Genomic DNA, 19,975 nt, shown 5'->3' with positions numbered 1-19,975 from the left:
TCCGGTTCGGCCGCGCGCTAGCTGTCGAGCGCCCAGTTGCCGATATCGGCGTCCGATTCCTCACCGCCGGGCCGGCCATCGCGGCCGAGCGTATAAACGTCGATCTCGCCGTGTTCGCCAGGGTTGCGGTAGTGATAGACATTGCCCCAGGGGTCAGTCGGAATACGATCCAGATAACCGCCGGACTTCCAGTTGCGCGGCTCCGGCTGCGTGGTCGGTTTGTCGACCAGCGCCGCGAGGCCTTGTTCCGTGGTCGGGTACTGGAAGTTATCCAGCCGGTATAACTTGAGCGCGGACTCGACGGCACGAATGTCCTGGCGTGCCTTGGCGACACGCGCTTCGTCCGGACGCGAGATAATCTGCGGCACAACCAGAGCGGCGAGGATGCCGAGGATGACCACCACGACCATGATCTCGATGAGCGTGAAACCGCTCTGTGCGCGCGGCGTTGCGGCGCGAAGCCCTTGTCGTGTCATTTCTTATCTACTCCTCGATAGCAATCGGTTGAGGTTGTAACTGAGTGTACGCGCGCACCGCGCGAGACGGTGCAACGCGGGGCTGGCGTTATTTGACCAGCTGGTTGAGGTTGAACACCGGCTGCAGGATGGCGAGTACGATAATCAGCACCAGCCCGCCCATGAGCAGGATCACGGCCGGGCCCAGTATGCCCATGACACCTTGCCGTAATGTTTCGACCTCGCGTTCCTGATGTTCGGCTGCTCGCCCGAGCATCATGTCGAGTTCACCGGAAATTTCGCCGTTGGCGATCATGTGCAGCGTAATCGGCGGGAACAGCCGTTCGCGCCCGAGTGCGCGGTGAATCGCCTCGCCTTCGCGGACCCTCGTGGAAGCGCGCTTGATGGCATCGCGCATGGGCAGGTTGGTGACCACATCGGCGCCGATGGTCATGGCATCGAGCGCCGGCACGCCACTGCGGGTAAGAATCGATAGCGTGCGCGTGAACCGGGCAGTGTTCACGCCGCGCACGAACCGTCCGATCAGCGGCACCTGCAGAATTCTCGCCTGCACCGCGCGCTTGAACGCTGGCCGGCGCATGCCGTAGATAAATGCCGTGACTGCTGCGCCCAGCCCCAGCGTGAGCAGCCAGCCCCAGACGCGCAGAAAATCACTCACCGAAATCAGACCCGTGGTGAGTGCCGGCAGATCGGCGCCCACGCTATCGAAAACCTGAACAAGATCGGGCACCACGGTGGTGAGTAGCGCAATCACGATGGCGATGGCCACAATCGACAGAAAGGCCGGATAGATCAGGGCAGCCATGACTTTCTGGCGCATCGACTGCTGGTCCTCGACGTAATCGGCCAGCCCGTTAAGAACCTCATCGATGCGCCCGGACTGTTCGCCCGCCGCGGTCGTGGCGCGATACAGCTCATCGAAGCTGTTTGGAAACTCGCCCAGTGCATCGGCAAGCGTATGCCCTTCGACCACCTGCGAGCGTACCCCGACGATGATCTTGCGCACCTTGTCGCTGTCGGTCTGCTCGGCGACCGCCTTAAGCGCTTCCTCCATCGGCAGGCCGGCATGGGTGAGGGTGGCCAGCTGGCGCGTGAACAGCGACAGTTCGGTAACGCTGATCCCGCGCCGAAACGAAATACTGCGCGAACCGCCGCTCTTGCGGTCCGACACTTCACTCACTTCGAGCGGTGTGAGGCCCTGTTCGCGCAGCTGGGCGCGAATGGCACGCGCGGCATCGCCTTCGAGAATGCCTTTCTTTTCACGCCCGCGCGCGTCGAGCGCGGTGTATTCGTAGGCGCCCATCAGCCTTCACGCGTGACGCGCAATACTTCTTCGAGCGTGGTGTTGCCGGCAAGCACGTTGGCGACGCCGTCGGCACGAATGCTGGGCGTGGACAGACGCGCATGTTTTTCCAGCTTCTGTTCCGAGGCCTGTTCGTGGATGAGGTTGCGCATCTCGTCATCCACGACCACCAGCTCATAGACGCCGGTGCGGCCACGAAAACCGGACTGGTTGCAGGCTTCGCAGCCAGCCGGTTTGTAGAGCGTGGGCGGGCTGTCCGGGTCGATGCCGAGCAGCTCGCACTCGCGGCGGTTGGCCTCATAGGGCGCACGACAGCTTTTGCATAGCGTACGCACGAGCCGCTGCGCCATGATGCCGATCAGGCTCGACGACAACAGAAATGGCTCCACGCCCATATCGCGCAGACGTGCGATCGCGCCGACCGCGGTATTGGTATGTAGCGTGGACAGCACCAGGTGGCCTGTCAGCGAGGCTTGTACTGCAATCTCTGCGGTTTCCAGATCGCGGATTTCGCCAATCATGACCACGTCGGGATCCTGACGCAGGATCGCACGCAGTCCGCGTGCGAAGCTCATGTCGACCTTGGAATTGACCTGGGTCTGGCCGATGCCATCGAGGTAATACTCGATCGGATCTTCCACGGTCATTATATTGCGGGTGTGATCGTTGATGCGCGTCAGGCCCGCATACAATGTGGTGGTTTTACCCGAGCCCGTGGGCCCGGTCACGAGCATGATGCCGTGTGGTTTGTGGATCAGCTCGTCGATCGTGCTGAGCGTATCTGCAGGCATGCCCAGCTGCGGAAGATCCAGCCGGCCAGCCTGTTTGTCGAGCAGACGCATTACCACGCGTTCGCCGTTACCGGATGGGATCGTCGATACACGTACGTCGACCGGGCGCCCGGCGATACGTACGGAAATACGGCCGTCCTGCGGCACGCGTTTTTCCGCGATATCGAGCTTGGCCATGACCTTCACACGCGAAATCAGGCGGGGCGCGAGTTGGCGCGGCGGGTTGAGCACCTCTCGCAACACGCCGTCGACACGAAACCGCACGGTCAAACGCGCTTCGAATGGTTCGATATGAATATCGGACGCGTTTTCCTTGATCGCTTCGGTGAGCAGGGCATTGATCAGACGAATGATCGGCGCGTCGTCCGAGGATTCGAGCAGATCGGCCGGCTCGGAGAGCGCACGCGCTGCATCGGTGAGGTCCATGTCCTCATCCATGCCTTCAACGATCTGCATCGACTCGTTGGCCTTGCCTTCGTAGTCGTTCTGCAGCAGAGCATCGAAAGAGTCGGCATCGACGCGCTCGATGCTGAGCGGTCTTCGGCAGTAGCGGCGGACTTCCGATAACGCGGCCTGATTGACCGGGTTACGCACGGTCACGTGCACCGTGCCGTCGCGCTGTTCGCCGAGCATGATGCCGTGGCGCTTGGCGAACGCGAACGGCAGACGATCAATCCCGCCTGGGCCCGCCACAGGGGCCGGGTCGTGTTCGACTATTGGTTCAAGGCTGAGCGTTTCGAGGCTGTCGCTCATGTTCGCTCCTGCCGTTGTCGGCTAGAAATCGTCGCCGCGGCGTTTATAGTTGCCCGCGTCGCGGTCCGTGTCACGTGGTGTGCTTTCATTGCCGCTCACACCGGAGTCCCGCGAGAACGAGTCACGATCGTCGTAATCTTCGATGGGCGGCAGCTGTGGACGCTGCTCCTCGCCCATCAGCGGGATACTTGTTTCGGCCTGCTGTTCCTGCAAGGAACGAATGTAATCGTACTTCTTGCGCGTAAAGTAGTCGGCCTCGCCGCCGCCACGCAGAATGGTCGGGCGAATGAAATTCAGCAGGTTGCGCTTGTTCTTTGTTACGGATCGATTCGTGAACAGCGCACCCAGGATCGGGATATCGCCGAGCACCGGCACTTTTTGTTCGGTTTCGACGACTTGATCATCGATCAGACCGCCGAGTACGAGAATCTGGCCGTTTTCGACTTCCACCGACGTGGTGAGTGTACGGTTGTTGGTAATCAGGTCCACCGCGCCGGTCTGGCTCGAGCCCTGGGCGATGCTCGAGACTTCCTGGTCGATAGTCAGCTGAATGGTATCGCCGGCGCTGATCTGCGGCGTGAAGCCAAGCGTCAGGCCCACATCCTTGCGTTCGATGGTCTGGAACGGGTTGGTCAGCCCGTTCGTGCCGCCACCGCCGGTGGTGCCGCTGGTGTAGTTGCCGGTCACGAACGGCACTTCCTGACCGACCTTGATCTCGGCTTCCTCGTTGTCGCGCGTGATCAGCGACGGCGTGGAAAGCACATTGGTGTTGGTATTCCCGGACAGCGCGTTTACGAGCACCGCAAAGCTGGTGCCGCTATCGCTGATGTTGCCTATGCCCAGATTGATGCCTTGCTGGACGAGCTCCAGCGGCGTGCCATCAAGCGCGAGCGACGGTACGACGTCGAGCGTGCGTGAATCGAGAATACTCGCGGCGGCTGGCCCGCCGTCTTCGAACACCGCGACGTTCACGCCCAGCTGCCGCGAACGCGACAGGGTGACTTCGGCGATGATGGCTTCGACCAGGACCTGGCCGCGCCGGATGTCGAGCTGATTGATGACCTGTTTGATCTGGCGCATCGTATCGGCTGGCGCGGTCACCACGAGCGCGTTCGCAGCCGGTTCGGCGATAACGGTCACGCCATTGCCGCCCAAACCGCCGCCGCTCGGACGCGTTTGGGCGCTGCCGGCGCTTGATGCCGCAGACGTGCTGCTCGGGCTGGCGCCGTTGCCGCTGGCAAAATTCTGAAGTACGGGCGCGAGCGTCTCTGCATCCGCGTAGTCGAGATAGACCACCTGGGTGCCGCCGGTTTGTTCGGTGGCCGTATCGAGATCGGCAATGATCGCGCGCAGCCGTAGGCGCTCCTTGCGTGCGCCGCTGATAATCACGCTATTGGTGCGTTCATCCGGTATAACGCTGAAGTTGACCGCTGCCGCATTGCCTGCGGCGCCCGACTTGAGCTGCTCGATCACGCGTGCGACTTCCGAGGCACTCGCGTACTGCAAACGGATGGTTTCGACATCCTGCAGGCCGTTGCGATCGATCTTGTTGACGATTTCGGCGATTCGCTGCGCGTTGGCTTCGCGATCGGAAATTATAAGAGTGTTAGAAGCAGAATAGGCCGCCAAATGGCCGTATTGCGGTACGAGCGGGCGCAGGATCGGCACCAACTGATCGGCCGGGACATTGGATACCGCGATCACCCGGGTCACGATATCTTCACGCGTCGACCCGGCACGGCCGAAACCGCCGTCCTGCTTGGCGTTGATCTGGGGAATGATCTTGGTGACTTCGCCCGAGGGCACGGCAGCAAAGCCGTGTACTTCAAGCACCGAAAGAAACGTTTCGTAGAGTTCGGCGGGCGTCATCGGTTCGGTCGAAAGCACCGTAACGTCGCCCTTGACCCGTGGGTCGACCACGAAATTGCGGCCGGTGACCTCGCTTACGGTCGCAATCAGCGTGGTGATGTCTGCGTTCTTGAGGTTGAGGGTGAACGCATCGCCCGCGGGTGTCGCTTCCCGAGCCGATTGCGCCACCGCGCTCGTGCTGGCAGCAAGCACCAGCAGGGTAAGCAGGCAGAACCGGCGCAGAACTGTGGCTGTCATCTAGAAATTCACCGTAACGGTACGTTGCTGGCCATCGCGTTCGAGCGTCACGGATGCACTGCTTGCCGAGGCCAGGTTGCTCAACAGTTTGAGCGACGCGGCCGGGTTGTCGAGCGGCTGCCCGTTGACGGCGGTGACCAGTTCTCCCGGTTTAAGGCCGGCCTTCTCAAAAAGCCCCCGGTCGGCCCCCGGATAGATCCGGTAGCCCACGAGGTTGCCGTTTTGTCGCTCGGGCTGCAAGCGAATGTATCGTGAGGCATTTGCTGGATTGGCCAGAATCTTTTCACGTACCTCGCCCAAGTCATCGGCGAGGTCGCTGGAAACTGCCTGGGTGCGTTGTACACCGGTCAGATTACGAGCCTGTTTCACACTTTCCAGCGTGAGTGTTTCGTAGCGGCCACTGCGATCGAGAATCACGCGGTTGGCATAGATCGCATGCAGCTTCACGCCGTTGCCGATATCGCCGCCTACGGCATAGCTGTCCTGATCGTTGCGACCGCTTTTGATCAATGCTCGGGAACGGTTGCCGTTGGCTTCCGAGACGATGCCGGTCAGCACAAGATTGAGTCTTGTTTCAGGGGCGTTGATGATTTCGCGCTGCTCGGCGTCACGGTCCTTGATCGCCTGTTCGCCAAACAGATGGGCGCTGGCGATGGTATCGACATCCACCGCGCTGTCTTGTTCGGCGGCGTCGGCTCGGGTGGTGGTAGCCGGCATCAGATCGTTCTCGCCAGCCGGCCACGCCAGCCAGAACAAACGCGCCAGCGACAACGCGATCAGGATCACCAGTACGATATTAACGACTTCCGGCAACCGGCCGAGCCAGCGTTGCGCGTCGCGTGAGAGTTCAACGGCCATGCGAGCAATTCTAACCCAGCGCAATCAATCTGCGACTGGTATGAATCGAATTTAACCAATTACCACGCAAGTTTGCGCGGCTGCGGGTGCGGGTTAGACTTGGTGGGTTGCCGCCTTCCTCGTTTGTTCGCATGTATCTGCGCTATTACGGCTTTGACGATTATCCGTTTTCGGTTACCCCGGATCCGGCATTCCTGTATCTAAGCGCCAGCCATCGCGAGGCGCTTGGACATCTGCTGTACGGCGCGGGCGAACACAGTGGCTTCGTGGCCCTGATCGGTGAGGTGGGCACGGGCAAAACAACGCTCATACGTGCGCTGGTCGACAACGACATGCCCGACCTGGATATCGCGCTGTGCTGGAACCCGCACCTGGAAGTGCGCGAGTTTGTTGCCACGATCTGCGATGAGTTGGGGGCATCCTACGACGCACGCCGCGATACATCCCTCAAGGATCTGGTCGATCGACTCAACAAGCATCTGTTGGCGACGCATGCCAACAACCGGCGTACCGTGCTTGTGATCGACGAGGCGCAGAATCTGAGTCGCGGCGTTCTCGAACAGTTGCGGCTGCTTACCAATCTGGAAACGCACAAGCACAAGCTGCTGCGTATCATTCTGGTCGGACAGCCCGAACTCGAGCAGCTGCTCGCGCGCCACGACCTCCGGCAGCTGTCACAGCGCATCACCGCACGGTTCAAGCTCAAGCCGCTGGGGCATGCAGAAACTCGGGCCTATGTTCAGCATCGATTGCGCCTGGCGGGTGGTCCTCAGCATCTGTTTACGCCCAGCGCGCTGTTTGTGCTGCGGCGTGTCACCGGTGGCATCCCGCGCTTGATCAACATGGTGTGCGAACGCGCTTTGATGGGCGGCTACGCGCATTCGCGCTCACGTATCGGCGCGCTGATGGTGTTACGGGCCGCGGCCGAGACCTTGCCGCGCGAGCGTGGTTCGCGCTGGCTGCGCGTGGCGGTTCCGGCAGTGAGCCTCACCGCGATAGCGCTGGTCGGTGCGTTGGCGTGGTATCCCGGCATTGAATTGAGCCGCGCGGCGGATTGGGTGCAGTCGTCGGGCGCATCGGCGCCGGCACTTGCCAGCAACAGCACCGAAAACGCGCCGGATGAAGCGGGCGTGGACCTCCCGCCCGACGAACAGGCAGAGCGGCTCGGGCATGGCGGCGATAGTTATAGGCCGTCACTGAAAAATCCTGCCGGTGAAGCGGGGGGCGCGGGTCAGGCCGGTGAGACCGTAGTGGCCGTTAACCAGAATGACGATAGTGACGGCGTGTCTGCCCATAGCGTGGAACCGGAGGTCGGCGACCACGAAACCAGCGTCAGCAGCGATAGCGGCGGTGAAATAAGTGCAGATCAAACCGTCGCGCTCGAAGGCGTGCCGGCGGGCGATGCCACGATCACCCAGCTTCTCAGACTCTGGGGCGTGTTCGGCGCCCAGGTGCGTAGTGGCTGCGCGAACCTGCGTATCGGCGACCTGCGCTGTCTGGCTGACAAGGGTGATTTCGCAACCATCAAACGCTACAACCGCCCGGCACTACTGCGTATTCGACATCAGGGACGCACGCACCAGGTGTTGCTGAGCTCGCTCGATGGCCCCGATGCCACATTGGTCGGTGCCGACGGGACACGGCGTATTTCGCGGGCGGCACTGATGCGTATCTGGAACGGCGAATTCCAAGTGGTATGGCGCGCGGATTCCGGTGTGGGGCTGATCCAGCCGGGTGCGGTCGGTTCTGCAGTGGTCTGGTTGCGCAAGCGTCTGGATCGTATCGACGGTGAGAACCCTGAAACCCGACTCGGGCCGGCTTCGCCGGTCTATGACGACGCGCTCGAGCGCCGTCTGCGTGCATTTCAGGCTGCGAACGGGCTCAAATCAGACGGCATGGCAGGCCCGCGAACGCAGATGATGCTCAACGGCGCGGTGCCCTCGCCAGGTTCGCCGGCATTAAAGCCAGTGGAACAGGAGTAGACCGTGTCCTATCTGGTCGACGCGCTGAAAAAAGCGGAGCGGGAACGCCACGAGAACCAGCGTGCCGATTTGCGCTCTCTGGCCGGCGGCGAACCGTCTACAAGTCATACAGGCAGGGCGCTACGCTGGTTGGTAGGCGTGCTGGTTGCCTGCAATGCGGCGTTGCTCGTCTATCTTTTTTTACCGGCTGCGGTGTCTGCGGCGCTGGTCGAACCCGCGCCCACGACCGGGAGTACGGCTGCGCCTGTCGCAGCTGTCGAGACCGCAAACAGCGATGGCGCCGCGGTTGAAGCGCACGCCGACGATTCGCTGGACGAGCAGCGTAGCCCGATCCCGCCCGAGCGTCCGGCCACCGTCAACCGGCCGGCCGCCAAGGCCCGGCCTGCCCAGGAGGCTGGGCCGTCGACATCGGCGGATAACGCGCCGCGCGACACCACCACAGAGACATCTTCGAGCATGACGTTGCCGCCGCCGCGTACGGCTGTAGAGCAGGACATCGATGTGTCGACGTTCGATACAGGTCGTAACGAGAGCCCGCGCAAACGTGGGCAAGTCACCTATTCAGCGACACCGCTCGACGACGATGCGCCATATGTTGTCGAGGAATCGCGTAGCGCGGCGGTCAGCGCAAGCCCGCCGGGCAGCGCGCCCGATGTCGAAATCAATGGCCATCTGTATAGCTCGGTGCCCGGGCGCAGTTTCATACTGGTTCGTGGCCAGCGCTACCACGAAGGCGAGCGCCTTGCGGCTGGACCGGCCGTGGAAAGTATCGACGCCAGCGGCGCGACGCTCAATTACCACGGCGAGCGCTACCACGTACGAGGACCGGGCTGATGAACGATTCAAAGCAACGCAAGTACCGGGTGCCGCTGGGCGCACTTGTGCTTTTGGCGAGCCTGTTCGCGATGCCGGCACAGGCCGATAATCTGCGTTGCGGCGGCTCGCTTGTACAAACCGGAGACCCGGCTGCCGCCGTGCGGGCGAGTTGTGGCGTACCGGACTTTGTCGACCCCTGGATCGGCGGTGCGGGTATTGCCTATGGTGCGGTGCCGGACATGGAGGAATGGACCTACAACCGAGGACCGCGACGGCTGCTCCAGATCCTCGTTTTTCGTGACGGCGAGCTCAAACGTATCCGTGAGGATGGTTATGGTTTCAATGTGCCCGCGGGCGCTTCGAACTGTCGACCATCCGAGATCACGCGCGGCATGAGCAAATACCGGCTGCTCGTGGCCTGCGGCCAGCCTGTTCAGAAAAGCGGCGGCTATGTCTTTAGCACCCGTAATGCCGACGGGGTCTACGATTATCGACGCCGGCGCGGTGTGGCGCCCGTCTATCGTGAGCGCTGGATATTCAATTTCGGTGGCAGTCGTCTGCTGCGCGAAGTGACGCTGGAAAACGCGGTCGTCGTCGAGACCGATACACTGCATCGCGGCTACGACGACTAGGCGCCTCGCCCTGGTGTGATACGCGTGCCGGTTTAACGAGTAATGCCATGCCGACAATAAAAGGCGTCGTCGAGACCGTTCTCTATACGCGGAATATGCGTTTGGCGCGGTATTTTTTCGAATCCGTCATGGGGCTAACGCCGCATACGGCGGATCATCGCTTTACCGCGTATGCGCTCGAGTGGAATATGTTGCTGCTCTTTGCGGATGGCGAAACATCCGAGACCGTCGAATTGCCGGGCGACATGGGCACCATTCCGCCGCACGACGGCAGCGGCCGTCAGCATATCGCGTTCGCGATTGCGGCGGATGCGCTGGAGGACTGGGCGAAGCATTTGCAAGCCAACGATATCGCCATCGAAGGGCAGACGCGTTGGCCGAAAGGGGCGGTCAGCCTGTATTTTCGCGATCCGGATGGCCACCTGCTGGAACTGGTGACGCCGCGGATCTGGCCGAACTACTGACCAAGGAGCGCCTAGTCCACGGTAACGCGGTTGACTTCGGCAAGGCTCAGCACGCCCGTACGCATTTTCTGCAAGCCGGCTTCACGCAGGTTGATGACGCCCTCACTTTCGGCCTGGCGTTCGATATCATCCGCATTGCCGCCTTCCATGATGATCTGGCCGATTTCATCAGTCACCGGCATGACCTGATAAATGCCGACTCGGCCCTTGTAACCGTTCGTGCAGTTGTCACAGCCGTCGGCGTTGGCCTCGAACAGGCGCAGGCTGTCGACTTCGTCTTCGCGAAAGCCTTCGGCGACGAGTTCTTCGCGTGGGATCTGGGCTTCGACCTTGCAGTGCTGGCACAGACGGCGCGCGAGCCGCTGGGCGATGATCAACGATACCGACGCAGCAATGTTGTATGCCGGTACGCCCATGTTGACCAGACGTGTAAGCGTCTGCGGTGCGTCGTTGGTATGCAGGGTCGAAAGCACCATATGCCCGGTCTGAGCGGCCTTGATCGCGATCTCAGCGGTTTCCAGATCGCGGATCTCACCCACCATGATCACATCCGGATCCTGGCGCAGGAACGCGCGCAGACAGCTCGCAAACGTCAGCCCGACTTTGGGATGCACGTTGACCTGATTAATGCCAGGCAGGTTGATTTCAGCCGGATCTTCGGCCGTCGAGATATTGCGATCGGCCGTATTGAGCATGTTCAACGCCGTATACAAAGACACGGTCTTGCCGCTACCGGTCGGGCCGGTCACCAGTACCATGCCGTAAGGACGATGTATCGTCTCTTCGAACAGCGCCCGCTGATCGGCTTCGTAGCCCAACGCTTCGATACCGAGCTGGGCACTGGTGGGGTCGAGAATACGCAGCACGATCTTTTCGCCGTGCAGCGTGGGGCAGGTCGAGACACGAAAATCGATTGAGCGATTCTTCGACAGATTCAGCTTAATCCGACCGTCCTGGGGAACACGCCGTTCTGCGAGGTCCAGGCGCGCCATGACTTTTAAACGCGCCGACAGGCGCATGCCCAGCCCGGCCGGCGGGGCCGCGACTTCGCGCAGTACGCCATCCTGGCGAAGGCGTACGCGATAGGTTTTTTCGTAAGGCTCGAAATGGATATCCGAGGCACCCTTGTGGATCGCGTCGAGCATCACCTTGTTCACGAAGCGCACCACGGGTGCATCGTCGGAATCGACGCGGCTCGCATCAGATTGCGCGTCTGAGGTGTCGCTTGCGTCGTCGAAATTGAGGCCGTCGAGAGAGACATCGTCGAGACCGGCCATGGCGCTGTCGATCGCGCTGAACGCGTTCTCTATCGCCTTGGCGAGTTTGTCCTGTTCGACCAGGATCGGCTCGATATTCAGGCCCGTACTGAACTTGAATTCGTCGAGGGCCTGGAGATTCGTGGGGTCCGAGACCGCGACCATCAGGTTTCGCCCGCGTTGATAGAGCGGTAGCACCTCATGTCTGCGAATCAGGTTTTCCGGCACCTTCTTGATCGGCATCTGCTCGACATCGACCGCGCGCAAATCCAGCAGCGGCATGGAAAATTCTTCGCAGGCGGCCTTGGCCAGTACTGCCGCAGACAGCACGCCACGACTGACCACGCGTGCCACGAAGGACTCGCCTTCCTGTTGGGCTTCGTTCTGGATCTCGCGCGCCTTGTCGGCATCGATGAGCCGATCCTCGACAAGTTGCCGCGCCAGCCCGCCCAGTGCCGGGGTTGCGAGCGTATTCTTCTTCGTGGCCATAGGGTGTTCTCGAAATGATTTCGGCACCGGTTTCGCCCGAGCCGCACCCGCGAGACGGTGCGATGGCGGGCGGCTTGCGCGTCGGTGTCCGACCGGATTTTATGCGGTCTTCGCGCACGGTACCATCAATGCGCTAAAGACCACCGAGACGACATAAGGACAATACGTGAAAAATATCTTCGAAGCGTTGCGTGAAAGCCACGACAAGCAACGCCGCCTACTCGACGCGCTCACCGACACGCACGGCGATACCGACAAGCGCGAGGGGCTGTTTGCGGCGCTCAAGGCGGAGCTTCATCATCATGCGGCCGCCGAAGAGCGACATTTCTATGTGCCGCTGATGGAATACGATCAGACGCAGGAAAAAGCGCGCCACAGCGTGGCCGAGCATCATGAGATCGACGAGCTGGTGGAAACGCTTGAGCAGACCGATTACAGCTCGCCGGGCTGGCTAACCTACGCCAAGCAGCTGCAGGAGCTGGTGACCCATCACCTTGATGAAGAAGAACAGGAAGTCTTTCAGGTGGCCGGCAAGGTATTGAGCGAGCGCGACAAGACCGAACTGGCCAAGACCTATGACGACATGATGGAGGAACAGGCGGGGGCGTAGAGCCCGCCTGTAATTGGCCTTATGCCGGGTGCGACCGCGCCCGGTTTCCCGTTACACGTCTGCACAAGTCGTATAGCTTTGTTCGCCGCCAAGCTACTTACCGCCGAATAAGTAGCCGTCAACCGGGGTGCTGATATAGAAGCGAAAAGTGAATGATCGTCGACTTTGCCTCTCGCCTATTTTGTAGAGTTTGAATGCTCGTTTTTGATGAATAGGTCGGCAAAGGCCGCAGACGATGTGTGACAGCGACGTTGCGGGACGGTCGCACACGCAAGCGACAACCGCGAAACCGCGATTCACTGGTTAGAGTGGGCTGGCGAACAGTTTTTGAAGCGCGTCAATTTAGCGCTTTTGTGCGGCTCCCGCACTTCGCCCGTCCTCTCGGGCATACTCCGGGAAATGTGCGGACGCTATGGCAGATACAGCGCGGCCGAAGCCTATGCAGGCATCATTGATGCGATGGTTTCGAAGCGCTTGGACGACACGCCCAGTTATAACCGGCCGCCCGGTACGTTCCAGCTCGTGGGGTTGTTGAACCCGGACAATGGTGAGGCAGCGCTCGGGCCGGCATGGTGGGGCTTCATCCCGAACTGGGCGATCGATACCAAGCTATCGCCGATCAACGCCCGGTCGGAAACGGCCGCCGATAAGAAGCTCTTCGCGAAGGCCTTCGAACGCCAGCGCTGTCTGGTCGCGGCCGATTACTGGATTGAATGGCAGCGCGGCGAGCGCGGCAAACAGCCTTTCGCGATCCGGCCCAGCGAGGCCGAACCGTTTTTCTTCGCGGGTATCTGGAGCAAGGCCGCGAAGCTGCCAGACGATCACCCAGCGAGCGGCGAGGTTACATTCGCGATTCTGACCGGCGAGCCTAACGACGATATCGCGCACATTCACAATCGCCAGCCGCAGGCACTGACGGCCGAGGCGTCGCGGGCGTGGATCGATCCGGACACCGGCCCGGCGCATTTGTCGGAGATCCTTTTCGACGGTCGATACTCGAGCTACGAATCGTGGCCGATCGACAAGCGTGTTGGGAAGCCGAGCGAAGATGATGCGAAGATCGTCGAACGCATCGTAGCTAACTAGTTCGTCTCAACTACACGAAGGCGATAGCGATTGTCGACGGTTTGAGCTTGGTAAAGGCGAGGCGTGGAGCGGCTTTCTTGAATCAACTCGCGCACGTACGAGCGCGTATCGTCTGACGCGTTACAACCCAAAATCACTCCCGTTAAATGGTCCGGGTGGAAACGTATCGCTGTTTTTGCGCGGTCAGTTAATATCAACCGGTACTCTTGTTCATAGCACCAATCTTTAAATTTGTTCAGAAAAAGAACCTCGATCAAATGCTTACCGTGGTCGGTATGTGGGTCGTAGCTCGCATCGATGGACGGTAAATCGTCCTGCGGGCCTCGATAACTCACGGGGTTTGTGAGTAGAAATAACGCTGTAGGCGCGGAAACTTTGAATTGAAATGCCACGCCTCGATGGCTCTCGCCATAGTGAGACCATAGAAGTATCGACTTCGCGTCAGTACTCAAACAGCAGATCCCTGCTGTTCTGATCGTTTCATCATGTGCGGTTCGCGTTATATCCGATTGGTCATAGCCTGAGTTTCGAAAACTTCGCCTGACAAGCTCTTTACGTTTAAGGCCGCGCAAGCCGGGCATTTGGCGTTTTACGATAGCTTCGTGCAATCGGAGCTGCTCTCTCACGCTGGCGGCAGACGTCAGAACATAGCGGCAGTCGAATGGGTCGTTGAAGTAATCGGCGCTGCTCAAATACAGCGCATTATCAACAATGATCTGTCGGAGTCGATTTGGCTTGTTCGCACCTAGAAATCGGTATAGAAAGCGGGGCATGGGCCTAGCTGCGAATTGCGGATGGTGGATATAGCGGCGGGCAGTTAGCTCGCCCAGCGCGGCAAGTTCATCGAGACGTGCTTGTGTGTCCGCGAATAGTTCTCGCTCATCTTTCCAACGGTCGACCAAGCTGCCCCCGAACTTACGAATAATTCATGTTCAGACTAACGCTAATCGCTTTCCTTTTCCTCGCTAGCGTACTCGTACACGCCGCCGACTACGGCGCCGCGACCTGTCCGACATGCTGATCGGCGCGGGGCTGGCCCGGCCATACGAAGGCGGGCACCGGCGGGGCTGGTGCGGCTAGCGATTTAGAACTGTGCGCATGTACAGTATCGGTTATGCCCAACCCTGGCGGACCGACCCGCGAGCTCTACCTACCGCTTAACGACGAGCTGCGTGTCTACCTATGGCGCGACTTCGATCGCGTATGTCGGGCGTGGTGCGCGCGGCTGCAGAAGCGCGTAGACGGGCGTTGGCGCAACGCCGGACCGTACGTGCGCGGGGCAAGCGAGGTCGAGCTACTGGGGGCGCTGGTGCGCGCCTATCGCGATACGGCCGCGCTGATCGAAGCCCGCTATAAACACCCGTCAGTTAATGCGATCGATGACGGCTGCCCGCGTTGCGGCTATCAGCACCCGGCGTTGTTTCGGGGCGAGGGTGCGCTCGTGCTTAGGTGTCGGATATGCGGCGTTCGGTGACTCGCGCAACTTGAACAGTTTCACTGAAGTAGACGTAATACTAGACTCGCAGGTCTGTTAGGTATTTTGCGAAAGGGAGGGTGCATGGAGGCGGTGCTTAGTTCGCTTTTCACTGTAGTCGGGATGCTGGCAACTTCGTGGCTTACCCTTCGGGCTGCGAATCAACGATCCGATTCCGAATTAAACCACCAAGCTCAGAGCGCCTTAGAAGAACGCACGCGGGACAGACTCGAGAGGCTGTATCTTGCAGCATTAAAACTTCGCCGAGATGTGAACACCCAATTGGCGAATGCAATATTCATGTTGACGCGCAACGTCGCCCCGAAGCCTCGCTCAGGTCGGGAAGTGCCTCCGCTGTTTGAACTGGAGATGCTTGTAGAACTTTATTTCAGGGAGTCGCTTAGCGAAACCTTCAAAGCTACGCGTGAGGCAGCAGAACGACACGTGGACGCGTATATAGAGGCCATACGAGTCGCACAAAGCAGCGACAACCCAGACGAGCGGGCTATTAGTAAGGCCGAAGTGAGAGAAAAAGCCGGTCGGGCGATTACGCAAATAGACCAGTTCGCCCGGCAAGTGAAAGCAGATGTGCCACTCTAACGGCACTTACCCGACACTTAGGCAAAATAAAAGGGCTTAGGCGATTCGCCTAAGCCCTTGTTTTGTATGGTCGGAGTAGCAGGATTTGAACCTACGACCTCCACCTCCCGAAGGTGGCGCTCTACCAAGCTGAGCTATACTCCGATTTAATGTCGTCGCTGGGCCGAGAACTCGGCTAGCTCGACAAGTCCTCGCTTCGCTTCGGACTCCTCGAAAGCGCTGAGTGCGGCGATGGCCTTGGCGGCCTCCTCCTCAGCGCGGCGGCAAGTGTATTCCATCGCTTGAGTGGATTCAATCGCTTTCATGATCGAATCCATCGCATCGAGGTTTCCATCGCGAACCGCCGCTCGAATGGGGGCGGCCGTATCCGCGTCGAGACAGGCCAAAGCATGGATCACGGGCAGGGTGGCCTTGCCTTCGGCGAGATCGTCGCCGACGTTCTTGCCGTAGTTACCATCGCCGCGACCGTAGTCGAGTGCGTCGTCGATGACCTGAAACGCCACGCCCAAATGACGCCCATAGTCGGCCATCGCCTGTTGCTGCTCGACGCTGCAGCCGCCCAGTTGCGCCGCGAGACGGCAGCCTGCTGAAAACAGGCTTGCGGTCTTTCGATCCACGACTTCCAGATAGTCGGATTCGGCAAGATCGGGGTTATGGGCGTACATCAACTGCATAACCTCGCCCTCGGCGATGCGGTTCGTCGCGTCGGCCAGCACGCGCATGACGTCGAAGCTTTCGAGCTCGATCATCATTTGAAAAGCGCGCGAGTAAAGGAAATCGCCGGTCAATACGCTAGCATCGTTGCCCCATACGGTATTGGCCGTCTGCTGGCCACGGCGCATGGTCGATTCGTCCACCACATCGTCATGGAGCAGCGTTGCCGTGTGTATAAATTCGATAATGGCCGCGAGCAGGTGATGCTGCTGCCCGGTATAGCCGCTTGCACGTGCGGCCAAGAGCACGAGCGCCGGGCGCAGCCGCTTGCCGCCGCTGGAAATGATGTATTCGCCCAGCGTGTTGATGAGAATGACATCGGAATTCAGACGTGCGCGAATCAGCGCATCGACCGCGCGCATATCATCATCGACCGGCTTGAGAAGCGGCTGGATACTCATGGGGCAGGGGCTGAGAAAACAGGGGCAAACTTAGGCGCGTGTCCGTTTGCTGTCAAGAACGCTGTCTGTAGTATCCAGTCGTTGACCGGTGGGGTTCTAGAACGTATCATTCGCGCTCTTCAAACGGGCACGAGCCCTTGTTTTTACGCGATGTGGAGTGGTCATGCACGCGGTTATACGCACCGGCGGTAAGCAGTACAGAGTAGCAGAAGGCGATATTCTGCGCGTCGAAAAGCTGGATGTGGAAGCCGGCAGCACCATCGATCTGAGCGACGTGCTCTTGATCTCGGACGGCGACGACGTTCAGATTGGCACGCCTTTGCTCGAAGGTAAGGCGGTATCGGCCGAGGTCATGACGCATGCCCGCGCCGATAAAATCCAAGTGATCAAGTTCAAACGGCGCAAGAAATATCGCCGTACTCATGGACACCGTCAGCACTACACCCAGCTCAAGATCAAGTCGATCCCGGGCGCTTGAGCGCCGGATGACTTGTAGCGCTTATCCGCGCTAGGCTCAGCAGATCAGGTTAGAGGAAAGCACTCATGGCACATAAAAAGGCAGGCGGCAGTACCCGCAACGGTCGCGATTCCGAATCGAAACGCTTAGGCGTTAAAAAATTCGGTGGCCAGAAAGTCAAGGCAGGCAACATTATCGTTCGCCAGCGTGGCAATTCGTTCCATGCCGGCGATAATGTGGGCACGGGCCGTGATTACACGCTGTATGCCAGCACCGACGGCATCGTCAATTTTGCTGTCAAGGGCCCGCGTAACCGCAAGTTCGTCTCGATCGAAGCCGTAGAGTAACGAACCGCGCGTACGTCGCAAAAAAGGCCTCGCCGAGCGCGGGGCTTTTTTTTGTCCGAGAATAGGGTAGTGGCGGTTGCTACCGCCCGATTCCTTTACGGGCCCAGGGCCAAGAGAGAGCGGCATGAAATTCGTCGATGAAGCCAATCTGCGCGTCGAGGCAGGCGATGGCGGCCATGGCTGCCTGAGTTTCCGTCGCGAGAAATACGTGCCGCACGGCGGGCCGGATGGCGGTGATGGTGGCGACGGTGGCAGTGTTTATATGGTTGCCGACCACAATCTGAATACGCTTTATGACTACCGCGTGAGCCGGGTTTTCAAGGCCGAGCGCGGCGGTAACGGCGCCGGGAAGAACCGTACCGGATCGAAGGGCGAAGATCGCTACCTCCCGGTGCCTGTCGGTACGCTGTGCTATGCGCGGGAGACGAGCGAGCTCATCGGCGATCTGACCCACGACGGCGATACGCTACTCGTAGCGCAGGGCGGTTTCCACGGCCTCGGCAACGCGCGGTTCAAATCCAGCCGGAACCAGGCGCCGCGCAAGACTACCGATGGCACGCCGGGCGAAATCCGTGAGTTGCGCCTCGAACTGAAACTGCTTGCCGATGTAGGGCTAGTGGGCATGCCGAACGCGGGTAAATCCACGTTGCTTGCGGCGGTGTCGGGCGCGCGCCCGCGTATCGCCGATTATCCGTTCACGACATTGAATCCGCAGGTTGGGGTGGTCAGCGTGGGTGCGCTGCGCAGCTTTACGCTTGTCGACCTGCCGGGGCTGATTGAAGGCGCCGCGGAAGGCGTCGGGCTGGGGCACCGGTTCTTGCGCCATATCCAGCGTACACGCCTGCTGTTTCATGTCGTCGATCTGCTGGATTTCGAGCAGGGCGACGTGGCCGAGAACGTGCGCATGATCGCGGACGAGCTCGCGCGTTTCAGTCCTCAACTGGCCGAGCGCCCGCGCTGGCTCGTACTCAACAAGACCGAAGTGCTGGATGCAGCAGAAGTCGCGTCCCTGCGCGATCGGATTGTCGAGACTTTGGACTGGCAGGGGCCGGTATATACCGTATCGGCGGTCAAGCCGGATACGTTGCGCACGTTGCTCGGCGACGCGATGGATCATCTCGACGCCGAGCAGGCGCGCCGAGAGTCCGAACCGGCCGACGAGCAGGCGCAGAGCGAGCCGGACGGCGAAGGCGATGATTTCGACACGTGAGGATCTGGCCGGCGCGCGGCGCTGGGTGGTCAAGATCGGCAGTGCGCTGCTGACTGCAGACGGGCGCGGTCTCGACCGCGAGCGTCTGGCCGGCTGGGCGGCACAGATCGCGGCGCTGCAGAAGTCCGGTTGTCAGGTCGTGCTGGTGTCTTCCGGGGCAGTGGCCGAAGGGCTGGTGCGTCTGGGCTGGCGCGAGCGTCCATCGAGTCTGAGCGCCGTTCAGGCAGCGGCCTCGGTGGGCCAGGCCGGTTTGGTCGAAGCCTACTCGCGGTGCTTCGAGAAGCACGGCCTGCGCACCGCGCAGGTATTGCTGACGCATGAGGATGTGGCGGATCGCCGCCGTTATCTCAATGCGCGCAGCACGTTGATGACATTGCTCGGGCTTGGCGTGGTGCCCATTGTTAACGAAAACGACGCTATCGCGACCGACGAAATTCGCGTCGGCGACAACGACACCATGGCTGCGCTGGCGGTCAACCTGCTCGATGCCGATGGTTTGATCATTCTGACCGATCAGTCCGGCGTCTACGACGCGGACCCGCGCCAGCGGCCCGATGCACAGCGTATCGATGAATGCGACGCGCACGACCCGGCAGTTCTTGGCGCCGCCGCGGGTACGGGCGGGGCGCTAGGTCGCGGTGGTATGCGCACGAAGGTTCTGGCGGCCCGGCAGGCGGCCGATTCGGGGGCGGCAACGGTAATCGCCGATGGCCTTGCCGACGACGTGCTTGCACGCATCATTCGCGGGGAGTCGATCGGCACACTTCTTACGGCTGGACAGAACGCGCGTCGTGCCGCACGCAAGAACTGGATCGCTGGGCAACGCCAGGTACGCGGCGCCGTACGACTCGATGCCGGCGCGGTACAAGTACTGCGCAGCGCGGGGCGTAGCCTGCTGCCGATCGGTATCACTGCTGTCGAGGGCACCTTCCGGCGCGGTGATCTCGTCGCCTGTATCAGTCCGGACGGCGAGGAGATCGCGCAGGGACTGGCTAACTATGATGCGCGTGAAGTTCGGCAACTCGCCGGCCAGTCCAGCGATCATATCGAGGCGTTACTTGGCTACGGCGGGGAGCCGGAATTCATTCACCGCAATAATCTCGTGCTGTCCCGGCCAGGCTAGATCAGCGAACATCCCGCTGAAATGCGG

20 protein-coding genes and 1 tRNA gene are annotated in these 19,975 nt (G+C 60.6%); 12 read left to right on the top strand and 9 right to left on the bottom strand.

The window, feature by feature from the left end:
- Positions 1 to 17 precede the first annotated feature (17 nt).
- From gspG to gspC, 5 genes are all read right to left on the bottom strand, one after another.
- Complete coding sequence (gspG, locus tag SSPSH_RS15195; RefSeq protein ID WP_006912030.1) at positions 18 to 476, bottom strand: type II secretion system major pseudopilin GspG; 459 nt, start codon at positions 474 to 476, stop codon at positions 18 to 20.
- An 88-nt stretch (positions 477 to 564) separates the two neighbouring features.
- Entirely contained in the window at positions 565 to 1,779 is a 1,215-nt protein-coding gene (gene gspF / locus SSPSH_RS15190; protein WP_006912029.1) for a type II secretion system inner membrane protein GspF, read from the bottom strand.
- Entirely contained in the window at positions 1,779 to 3,323 is a 1,545-nt protein-coding gene (gene gspE / locus SSPSH_RS15185; RefSeq protein ID WP_006912028.1) for a type II secretion system ATPase GspE, read from the bottom strand. Before gspE ends, gspF begins: the two co-directional genes overlap by 1 nt.
- A 21-nt stretch (positions 3,324 to 3,344) precedes the next feature.
- Positions 3,345 to 5,429, bottom strand: coding sequence for a type II secretion system secretin GspD (gene gspD, locus SSPSH_RS15180; protein WP_006912027.1), 2,085 nt, complete (start codon positions 5,427 to 5,429; stop codon positions 3,345 to 3,347).
- Entirely contained in the window at positions 5,430 to 6,287 is an 858-nt protein-coding gene (gene gspC, locus SSPSH_RS15175) for a type II secretion system protein GspC (protein WP_006912026.1), read from the bottom strand.
- Positions 6,288 to 6,418: 131 nt separating this feature from the next.
- Here gspC and SSPSH_RS15170 point away from each other — a divergent pair, with 131 nt between their 5' ends.
- Genes SSPSH_RS15170 through SSPSH_RS15155 form a run of 4 tightly spaced genes read left to right on the top strand, consistent with a single transcriptional unit; the run spans position 6,419 to position 10,181 of the window.
- The gene (locus SSPSH_RS15170) at positions 6,419 to 8,269 is read left to right on the top strand and encodes an ExeA family protein (protein ID WP_006912025.1); all 1,851 of its coding nucleotides are present in this window, start codon (positions 6,419 to 6,421) and stop codon (positions 8,267 to 8,269) included.
- A gap of 3 nt (positions 8,270 to 8,272) precedes the next feature.
- On the top strand, positions 8,273 to 9,103 hold the full coding sequence (locus SSPSH_RS15165) for a general secretion pathway protein GspB (protein WP_006912024.1): 831 nt from the start codon (positions 8,273 to 8,275) through the stop codon (positions 9,101 to 9,103).
- Positions 9,103 to 9,717, top strand: coding sequence for a DUF2845 domain-containing protein (locus SSPSH_RS18110; protein WP_006912023.1), 615 nt, complete (start codon positions 9,103 to 9,105; stop codon positions 9,715 to 9,717). Before SSPSH_RS15165 ends, SSPSH_RS18110 begins: the two co-directional genes overlap by 1 nt.
- 47 nt (positions 9,718 to 9,764) lie before the next feature.
- Entirely contained in the window at positions 9,765 to 10,181 is a 417-nt protein-coding gene (locus SSPSH_RS15155; RefSeq protein WP_006912022.1) for a VOC family protein, read from the top strand.
- 11 nt (positions 10,182 to 10,192) lie between these two features.
- On the opposite strand, the gene pilB is transcribed toward SSPSH_RS15155, so the two are convergent.
- Positions 10,193 to 11,926, bottom strand: a complete 1,734-nt coding sequence (pilB, locus tag SSPSH_RS15150) for a type IV-A pilus assembly ATPase PilB (protein WP_006912021.1) — start codon at positions 11,924 to 11,926, stop codon at positions 10,193 to 10,195.
- A gap of 166 nt (positions 11,927 to 12,092) precedes the next feature.
- On the opposite strand from pilB, the gene SSPSH_RS15145 reads away from it, so the two are divergent.
- Entirely contained in the window at positions 12,093 to 12,536 is a 444-nt protein-coding gene (locus SSPSH_RS15145) for a hemerythrin domain-containing protein (protein ID WP_006912020.1), read from the top strand.
- A gap of 399 nt (positions 12,537 to 12,935) precedes the next feature.
- Complete coding sequence (locus SSPSH_RS18105) at positions 12,936 to 13,622, top strand: SOS response-associated peptidase (RefSeq protein WP_006912019.1); 687 nt, start codon at positions 12,936 to 12,938, stop codon at positions 13,620 to 13,622.
- On the opposite strand, the gene SSPSH_RS18560 is transcribed toward SSPSH_RS18105, so the two are convergent.
- A complete protein-coding gene (locus SSPSH_RS18560) occupies positions 13,619 to 14,524 on the bottom strand; it encodes a DUF2971 domain-containing protein (protein WP_084623668.1) in 906 nt (301 codons plus the stop codon). The genes SSPSH_RS18105 and SSPSH_RS18560 overlap by 4 nt on opposite strands.
- 212 nt (positions 14,525 to 14,736) lie before the next feature.
- Between SSPSH_RS18560 and SSPSH_RS15135 the strand changes: the two genes are divergently transcribed.
- The gene (locus SSPSH_RS15135; RefSeq protein WP_006912018.1) at positions 14,737 to 15,096 is read left to right on the top strand and encodes a hypothetical protein; all 360 of its coding nucleotides are present in this window, start codon (positions 14,737 to 14,739) and stop codon (positions 15,094 to 15,096) included.
- An 84-nt stretch (positions 15,097 to 15,180) separates the two neighbouring features.
- Entirely contained in the window at positions 15,181 to 15,696 is a 516-nt protein-coding gene (locus tag SSPSH_RS15130; protein WP_006912017.1) for a hypothetical protein, read from the top strand.
- A gap of 67 nt (positions 15,697 to 15,763) precedes the next feature.
- On the opposite strand, the gene SSPSH_RS15125 is transcribed toward SSPSH_RS15130, so the two are convergent.
- Both SSPSH_RS15125 and SSPSH_RS15120 read right to left on the bottom strand, forming a co-directional pair.
- A tRNA-Pro gene (locus SSPSH_RS15125) sits at positions 15,764 to 15,840 on the bottom strand.
- Between the two features lie 2 nt (positions 15,841 to 15,842).
- Positions 15,843 to 16,811: a polyprenyl synthetase family protein gene (locus tag SSPSH_RS15120; protein WP_006912016.1), complete on the bottom strand. Its 969-nt coding sequence runs from the start codon at positions 16,809 to 16,811 to the stop codon at positions 15,843 to 15,845.
- Positions 16,812 to 16,974: 163 nt separating this feature from the next.
- Between SSPSH_RS15120 and rplU the strand changes: the two genes are divergently transcribed.
- From rplU to proB, 4 genes are all read left to right on the top strand, one after another.
- A complete protein-coding gene (rplU, locus tag SSPSH_RS15115; protein ID WP_006912015.1) occupies positions 16,975 to 17,289 on the top strand; it encodes a 50S ribosomal protein L21 in 315 nt (104 codons plus the stop codon).
- 65 nt (positions 17,290 to 17,354) lie between these two features.
- Positions 17,355 to 17,615 (top strand): 50S ribosomal protein L27, encoded by a 261-nt coding sequence (gene rpmA / locus SSPSH_RS15110; protein ID WP_006912014.1) that lies wholly within the window; start codon positions 17,355 to 17,357, stop codon positions 17,613 to 17,615.
- Positions 17,616 to 17,739: 124 nt separating this feature from the next.
- Positions 17,740 to 18,825: an Obg family GTPase CgtA gene (gene cgtA, locus SSPSH_RS15105; RefSeq protein WP_006912012.1), complete on the top strand. Its 1,086-nt coding sequence runs from the start codon at positions 17,740 to 17,742 to the stop codon at positions 18,823 to 18,825.
- On the top strand, positions 18,809 to 19,948 hold the full coding sequence (proB, locus tag SSPSH_RS15100; protein WP_006912011.1) for a glutamate 5-kinase: 1,140 nt from the start codon (positions 18,809 to 18,811) through the stop codon (positions 19,946 to 19,948). Before cgtA ends, proB begins: the two co-directional genes overlap by 17 nt.
- Positions 19,949 to 19,975 lie beyond the last annotated feature (27 nt).

It is taken from the genome of Salinisphaera shabanensis E1L3A, from assembly GCF_000215955.2.
GTDB classification, from domain to species: Bacteria; Pseudomonadota; Gammaproteobacteria; order Nevskiales; family Salinisphaeraceae; genus Salinisphaera; species Salinisphaera shabanensis.
Note: the sequence above shows the minus strand (reverse complement) of the source record. Positions and strands in the feature narration are given on the sequence as shown.

Excerpts from the sequence above, each read along its gene's own strand:
- pilB (WP_006912021.1), bottom strand. The coding sequence starts at position 11,926 with ATGGCCACGAAGAAGAATACGCTCGCAACCCCGGCACTGGGCGGGCTG.
- SSPSH_RS18105 (WP_006912019.1), top strand. The coding sequence starts at position 12,936 with ATGTGCGGACGCTATGGCAGATACAGCGCGGCCGAAGCCTATGCAGGC.
- SSPSH_RS15155 (WP_006912022.1), top strand. The coding sequence starts at position 9,765 with ATGCCGACAATAAAAGGCGTCGTCGAGACCGTTCTCTATACGCGGAAT.
- SSPSH_RS15170 (WP_006912025.1), top strand. The coding sequence starts at position 6,419 with ATGTATCTGCGCTATTACGGCTTTGACGATTATCCGTTTTCGGTTACC.
- gspC (WP_006912026.1), bottom strand. The coding sequence starts at position 6,287 with ATGGCCGTTGAACTCTCACGCGACGCGCAACGCTGGCTCGGCCGGTTG.
- gspE (WP_006912028.1), bottom strand. The coding sequence starts at position 3,323 with ATGAGCGACAGCCTCGAAACGCTCAGCCTTGAACCAATAGTCGAACAC.
- proB (WP_006912011.1), top strand. The coding sequence starts at position 18,809 with ATGATTTCGACACGTGAGGATCTGGCCGGCGCGCGGCGCTGGGTGGTC.
- rplU (WP_006912015.1), top strand. The coding sequence starts at position 16,975 with ATGCACGCGGTTATACGCACCGGCGGTAAGCAGTACAGAGTAGCAGAA.
- rpmA (WP_006912014.1), top strand. The coding sequence starts at position 17,355 with ATGGCACATAAAAAGGCAGGCGGCAGTACCCGCAACGGTCGCGATTCC.
- SSPSH_RS15130 (WP_006912017.1), top strand. The coding sequence starts at position 15,181 with ATGGAGGCGGTGCTTAGTTCGCTTTTCACTGTAGTCGGGATGCTGGCA.
- SSPSH_RS18110 (WP_006912023.1), top strand. The coding sequence starts at position 9,103 with ATGAACGATTCAAAGCAACGCAAGTACCGGGTGCCGCTGGGCGCACTT.
- gspF (WP_006912029.1), bottom strand. The coding sequence starts at position 1,779 with ATGGGCGCCTACGAATACACCGCGCTCGACGCGCGCGGGCGTGAAAAG.
- SSPSH_RS15135 (WP_006912018.1), top strand. The coding sequence starts at position 14,737 with ATGCCCAACCCTGGCGGACCGACCCGCGAGCTCTACCTACCGCTTAAC.
- gspG (WP_006912030.1), bottom strand. The coding sequence starts at position 476 with ATGACACGACAAGGGCTTCGCGCCGCAACGCCGCGCGCACAGAGCGGT.
- SSPSH_RS15120 (WP_006912016.1), bottom strand. The coding sequence starts at position 16,811 with ATGAGTATCCAGCCGCTTCTCAAGCCGGTCGATGATGATATGCGCGCG.
- cgtA (WP_006912012.1), top strand. The coding sequence starts at position 17,740 with ATGAAATTCGTCGATGAAGCCAATCTGCGCGTCGAGGCAGGCGATGGC.
- gspD (WP_006912027.1), bottom strand. The coding sequence starts at position 5,429 with ATGACAGCCACAGTTCTGCGCCGGTTCTGCCTGCTTACCCTGCTGGTG.